Here is a 3,809-nt window from a genome sequence, read left to right as displayed (position 1 = left end):
GCCCGGACGTCGGCCACCGAGTCCATCCGCTTCTCCACGTCGTCGAGGTGACCGTACGCCTTCCCGTAGCCCGCCGACCCGCGGACGTTCGGTTCGAAGACGGCGTAGCCGTTCGCGAGGAAGTACTGCTTGACCGCGTTGAACGACGGCCGGCGCTGGGACTCCGGACCGCCGTGGATGTCCACGATGACCGGCGTCTCCCCGTCGGCGGTGTCGTCAGGGACCGAGAAGAACGCCGGTATCTCGCGCCCGTCGAACGTCGGGTAGTGGACGAGTTCGGGTTCGACGAACGTGTCGCGCGGGATGCCCGCGGTGGCCGCGTGCGTCCACTGTTCGGCCTCGCCCGTCTTCGCGTCGACGACGTAGACGTTCGCCGTGTCGGAACTCCGCGTGACCGTGATGGCGAACCGGTCGCCGTCGGGCGCGAAGGCGACGCCGCCGGCGACGCCCCGCGGCAGGTCCGGGACGGCGTACTCGTCGATTCGGTCCGGGGCGGTGAGTTCGCCGACGACGAGTTCGGTGTAGCCGTCCACGTTCGTCGAGTAGACGACGCGACGGGAGTCGTGGTCCACGGCGACGCCGTCTATCTCCCACTCGTCGTCCGCGGCGACGAGCGAGAACTCGCCGGACTCGACGTTCACGCGCCAGAGGTCCGTGGTGTCGCTCTCGCGGTCGGAGACGAGGTAGACGTTCTCGCCGTCCGGTCCCCACTCGGCGCTCTGGAACCGGACCGTCCCCTCGTGCGGCGTGAGGTGCGTCAGTTCACCCGTCTCCAGGTCGAGGACGGACACGTCCTGGTCGAAGTTCGAGTACGCCTCCTCAACCAGTAGCTTGGAGTCGTCCGGCGACCACCCGCCGAGCGTCAGCCAGCCGTCGCCCTCGTGGACGAACTCGGCGTCCTCGCCCGTCTCCTCGCGGCCCTGCACGTACACGTCGAAGACGGACTCGTCGCGGCGGTTCGAGGTGAACGCGAACCGCTCGCCGTCGTGACTCCACCCGCCCCAGCGGTGCTTCGCGTCCGGCGTCGCGGTGAGGTTCGTCACTTCGCCGGCGGTGGGGTCGTAGCGGAGGAGTTGCTGGCGTTCGTTGCCGCCCTCGTCCATGCCGAAGACGAGTTCGGGGTTCTCGGGCGACCACGAGGCGAACGTGACGCGTTCGTCGTAGAACGTCCGCTGCTCCGGCCACGCCCCCGGTCCGTCCACCGTCCACACCTGCGGGACGCCCGTCGTGTCCATGAGGAAGGAGAGCCGTTCGCCGCCGGGACCGAACGACGCGCCGTACGCGCTGCGGACGTCAGGTACCGCTCGATGTCGTGCGTCATGGGAGTCAGTTCCGCCGGCGGAACCGTAATGCTTCGTGTGTCGGAACCGTCACGAAGACGTGGCTCGTCGGAGCGTCGGGCGAAAGGAGCGTCGAAAAATCGAGCGAACCGCGATTCGGTCGCCGGAACTCAGATCATGTCCTCGGCCTTCAGCCCCGCGATGACGTCGTCGACGAGCGTCTCGACGTCGTCGTAGGGGAACTCCTGGTGGGAGCCGAGTTTGGCCGCCATCTCCATCGCCGTGAAGCTCACTTCGCCGTCGCCCGCCTCGAACCGCGTCCCCGGGCCGTTGGGGAGTGCGGGGACGAGGTCCATCTGGTTCTTGACGGGGAAGTCTGCGTCACTGAACGCCTCGGTGAACTGCTCGCGGAGTTCCGCCTCTACGTCTGCCATGCCACCTAATGCACAGATACACGGCAAAAACGTTCCGGAACAACTCCAAACAGATTGTCAGTTCACGACACGTTCCGAGACACGAGTCCTTTAGTCTCGACTGGCAAAAGATGCCACCATGGCAGACTACGACTTCGACTTCGAGTTGCTGCGGGAGTTGACCGAGACGAGTGGCGTTCCGGGGTACGAAGACCGCATCCGCGACGTGGTTCGCCGGGAACTCGAAGCGCACGCGGACGAGGTGCGGACGGACGCGATGGGCAACGTCGTCGGGACCGTCGAGGGCGACTCCGACTACTCCGTGGCGATTGCCGCCCACATGGACGAGATTGGCTTCATGGTCCGCCACGTCACCGACGAGGGGTTCGTCCAACTGGACGCCCTCGGTGGCTGGGACCCGCGCATCCTGAAGGCTCAGCGTGTGCAGGTACACACCGAGGACGGCGACGTGACGGGCGTCATCGGGTCGCCGCCGCCGCACACGCTCACCGAGGAGCAGAAGGAGAAGGACGACGAGGTGAAGGACGTGTACGTGGACCTCGGCCTCGACGGCGACGCGGCCGCGGAGACGGTCGACGTGGGCGACCTCGTGACGATGGAGCAGACGACCGTCGAGATGGGCGACCACGTCACCGGAAAGGCGCTCGACGACCGGGTCTGCCTGTTCGCCATGCTGGAGGCAGCGAAGCGTCTCGACGACCCCACGGTGACGGTTCACTTCGCCGCGACGGTGCAGGAGGAGGTCGGTCTGCGCGGCGCGGCGGCCCTCGGCGTCGACCTCGACCCGGACCTCGCCGTCGCCCTCGACGTGACCGTCGCGAACGACGTGCCCGGGTTCGAGGCGGGCGACCACGTCACCGAACTCGGTGAGGGGACCGCCATCAAACTCAAGGACAGCAGCGTCATCACGAACCCGAAGGTACACCGTCGCCTCCGCGACGTGGCCGACGCCGAGGACGTGCCCTACCAGTACGAGATTCTCCCCGCCGGCGGGACCGACACCGCGGGCTTTCAGAACACTCACGGCGCCAAACCCGTCGGCGCCATCTCCGTCCCCACCCGGTACCTCCACACCGTCACCGAGAGCGCGCACGTCGAAGACGTGGACGCGACCATCGACCTGCTGACCGCCTTCCTCGACACGGAGACCGGCGAACACGACTACACGCTCTGAACCCCGTCCTGTCGGGCGATTTCCCGCGACCGGACGACGAGTCGAAACCAAAGTATTCACTACAGCGGACCCCTAAGCGCCGACCATGACTGACGGCAACGCGGAGATGTCCCGCCGTGCCTTCCTCACGACTGCGGCCGGGACGGCGGCGGCGGCCGGCGCGTCCGGTGCGGCCGCGGCGCAAGAGACGGGGACGTCGACGGGCACCGCAACCAGTTCCGGGACGGGAACCAGCACGGGCACGTCCGCGGGGACGGGCACCGGCACCAGCAGTGGTGGCGGCGGTGGCGGCGGGAGCGAGACCGTCGCCGTCGGCCCGGACGGTAGCCTCGTCTTCACGCCGGGGACGGAGGAACCGCTCCAGATTACGCCCGGCACGACGGTGACGTTCAACTGGGAGTCCGACAACCACAACATCGTCGTGGACAGCCAACCCGAGGACGCCGGCTGGTCCGGCCACGAACCCATCGAGAACACGGGCTTCACCTACGAGCACACGTTCGAGACGCTCGGCGAGTACGAGTACCACTGCGCGCCCCACAAGTCCGCCGGGATGCTCGGGACCATCGAAGTCGTCGAGTCCATCTCGCGCCCGCGCCGTCGAACGTCCCGTCGGTGCCGGACTCCGCGAAGACGCTCGGCATCGCCACGACGTTCACCATGGTCGCGACGCTCGGCCTCGCGTTCTTCTTCCTGAAGTACGGCGGCGACTACGACATCGAGGAGTAGTCGGCGCCTCGCCGCTTCCGATTCGGTCGCTTCGACGCCGCGAGAGCCGTCGGTTCGCTCGCCTCACGCGCGTTCCGCGTCGTCTCCGCCGCTCGGGACGACCCAGCCGCTGAGACGGAACAGCAGCAGGTTGACCCCGGTCGAGACCAGTCCCACGACGGCGCCGACGACGGCGGCGACGGCGGTTCCGAC

Annotated in this window: 2 protein-coding genes and 2 pseudogenes; 2 read left to right on the top strand and 2 right to left on the bottom strand. The window is 67.9% G+C overall.

The genetic code is table 11. The annotated features are described in order from the left end of the window. Window positions 1-1,321, bottom strand: a pseudogene (locus GJ632_RS20240) (S9 family peptidase); the annotation flags it as partial. A 129-nt stretch (window positions 1,322-1,450) separates the two neighbouring features. Beyond that, window positions 1,451-1,714, bottom strand: coding sequence for an MTH865 family protein (locus tag GJ632_RS20235; protein WP_089805282.1), 264 nt, complete (start codon window positions 1,712-1,714; stop codon window positions 1,451-1,453). 118 nt (window positions 1,715-1,832) lie between these two features. Between GJ632_RS20235 and GJ632_RS20230 the strand changes: the two genes are divergently transcribed. Both GJ632_RS20230 and GJ632_RS20225 read left to right on the top strand, forming a co-directional pair. Beyond that, window positions 1,833-2,888 (top strand): M42 family metallopeptidase, encoded by a 1,056-nt coding sequence (locus GJ632_RS20230; protein WP_191453865.1) that lies wholly within the window; start codon window positions 1,833-1,835, stop codon window positions 2,886-2,888. Between the two features lie 85 nt (window positions 2,889-2,973). After that, a pseudogene (locus GJ632_RS20225) lies at window positions 2,974-3,617 on the top strand (plastocyanin/azurin family copper-binding protein). Window positions 3,618-3,809: the final 192 nt, after the last annotated feature.

This window comes from Halogeometricum sp. CBA1124 (assembly GCF_009741955.1).
Classification (GTDB): Archaea; Halobacteriota; Halobacteria; order Halobacteriales; family Haloferacaceae; genus Halogeometricum; species Halogeometricum rufum.
Note: the sequence above shows the minus strand (reverse complement) of the source record. Positions and strands in the feature narration are given on the sequence as shown.

Coding starts and splice junctions, on each gene's coding strand:
- GJ632_RS20235 (WP_089805282.1), bottom strand. CDS start 1,714: ATGGCAGACGTAGAGGCGGAACTCCGCGAGCAGTTCACCGAGGCGTTC.
- GJ632_RS20230 (WP_191453865.1), top strand. CDS start 1,833: ATGGCAGACTACGACTTCGACTTCGAGTTGCTGCGGGAGTTGACCGAG.